Genomic DNA, 2,260 nt, shown 5'->3' on the forward strand with positions numbered 1-2,260 from the left:
TTTGGATACTGATTGAAGATAAAAATTCTACAATAGGAGAGCGCCGTGGAGGCGGCCAGCCTGCAAGGCATCCTCGCTTTCGTGCATGCGGTCGAGGCTGGCAGCTTTACCGGCGCCGGCGAGCGCCTGAACGTTACGAAATCGGCAGTCGGCAAGTCGATCGCGCAACTGGAGCGGCGGCTGGCGGTCCGCTTGCTCAATCGCACGACCCGAAGCCTCAGCCCGACCAGCGAAGGCCTTAGCTACTACGAGGCCTGCGTCAGGGCGCTTGCCGAGATCGACGCCGCGCAATCGTTGCTCGCTTCGCGCCGGCAGGTGCCGTCAGGCAAGCTGCGCGTCGACGTGCCGCTCGCCTTTGGGCGCAGATGCGTCGCGCCCGTCCTGTTCGGCATCGCCAGTCGCCACCCGGATCTGACGATGGAAATCTCGTTCAGCGATCGGCGTGTCGACCTGATCGAGGAGGGCATTGACCTCGCCATCCGCATGGGCGATCTCGACGACAGCCTGTCGCTGGCGGCAAGGCGCATCTACACGCAGCGCTCGGCTATCTGCGCGGCTCCGGCCTATCTCGAGCAGCATGGCCGGCCGCAGTCGATCGAGGACCTCGCCGGCCACAGCATCATCGCCTATGGCCGCAACGGCATCGTCCATCCTTGGATGGTGAGGCATGCCGATGGCCATATCGGCAAATTCCGGCCGCAGGCGCGGCTGATCCTCGGCCACGGCGAACCGATGCTGGATGCCGCCCTCGCCGGCTGCGGCATCACTTTCCTGCCGACATGGCTGACCGCCGACAGCCTCAGCAGCGGCGAGCTCGAAACTGTCCTGTCGGATTGTCTCATAGAAAACATCGTCGTCCATGCGATCTGGCCGGTGACGCGCAATCTCGCGCCCAAGGTGCGTGTCGTCGTCGATGCGCTGGTCGAGCACTTCTCATCGCCGCCCTGGGACCACCCCTGGAGCAGTGACCTCGAAAAATAGCGGCCCCGCTATTTTCGAATGCACTGCGGCAATGCTATTGACCCTTCATGCTTTATCTTGAAATCGCCATCGTGACCGTCCTCATATGCGTGAACGGTCTTCTGGCAATGTCCGAACTTGCCATCGTTTCGTCACGCCCTGCCCGCCTCAAGGCAATGATCGACCGCAACGTTAAGGGCGCTGGCCGCGCGCTGGCGCTCGGCTCCAACCCCGGCAAGTTCCTGTCATCGGTGCAGATCGGCATCACCCTGGTCGGCGTTCTCTCCGGTGCCTTTTCCGGCGCCACGCTGGGCGAGCGGCTGGCGGCATTGCTGGCATCGAACGGCGTGCGCGAAACCATTGCCGATCCGCTTGGCGTCGGCATCGTCGTCGCGATCATCACCTACGCTTCGCTGATCGTCGGCGAGCTCGTGCCGAAGCAGATCGCGCTGCGCGATCCCGAGCGGGTTGCCGTCCGGGCGGCGCCCGCGATGACCGTCCTCGCCACCGTCTCGGCGCCGCTCGTCTTCCTGCTCGACATTTCCGGTCGCGCCGTCCTCTGGCTGCTCGGCCAGCGCGGCGAGAGCGAAGAGAAGGTCACCGACGAGGAGATCAAGATGCTGGTCGCCGAAGCCGAGCATCACGGCACCATCGAATCAGACGAGCGCCGCATGATCGCCGGCGTCATGCGGCTCGGCGACCGCGCCGTGCGCGCTGTGATGACGCCGCGCACCGAGGTCGACTGGATCAACCTGCAGTCAGACGAGGCGGCCATCAAGAGGCTGCTGATCGAGACCCAGCATTCGCGCCTGCCCGCGGGGGACGGCAATGTCGACGCCATGGTCGGCGTCGTCCAGACACGCGACGTGCTGGCCGCGATCCTCGGCGGCAAGGTGCTGGAGCCACGCCAGCATGTGCGCGCCGCGCCCATCGTGCACGACCAGGCCGATGCGCTGGACGTGCTGCAGAAGCTGAAGGAATCGGACGTGCCGATGGCGCTGGTCCATGACGAATACGGCCATTTCGAAGGCATCGTCACGCCGGCCGACATTCTGGAAGCGATAACCGGCGTCTTCCGCTCGGACCTCGATGCCGGCGAGGAGGAAAACGCCGTCAAGCGCGAAGACGGCTCGTGGCTGCTCGCCGGCTACATGCAGGCCGACGAGATGGCCGAGGTGCTCGGCATCGACCTGCCCGAAAACCGCGACTACGAGACCGTCGCCGGCTACGTGCTGTCGCATCTGCATCACCTGCCGGCGACCGGCGAATGCGTCGATGCGCAGGGCTGGCGCTTCGAGGT

The 2,260-nt window shown here is 65.1% G+C and carries 2 protein-coding genes; both read left to right on the forward strand.

Annotation, left to right across the window (positions count from 1 at the left end; all coding sequences use genetic code 11):
- Positions 1-45: 45 nt before the first annotated feature.
- On the forward strand, positions 46-981 hold the full coding sequence (locus EOA33_RS32800; RefSeq protein WP_126058729.1) for a LysR family transcriptional regulator: 936 nt from the start codon (positions 46-48) through the stop codon (positions 979-981).
- A 47-nt stretch (positions 982-1,028) separates the two neighbouring features.
- Positions 1,029-2,260, forward strand: a 1,232-nt coding sequence (locus tag EOA33_RS32805; protein WP_145989429.1) for a hemolysin family protein, incomplete at its 3' end; no start/stop codon positions are given.

Origin of the sequence: Mesorhizobium sp. M4A.F.Ca.ET.050.02.1.1 (assembly GCF_003997725.1) — a bacterium.
Classification (GTDB): domain Bacteria; phylum Pseudomonadota; class Alphaproteobacteria; order Rhizobiales; family Rhizobiaceae; genus Mesorhizobium.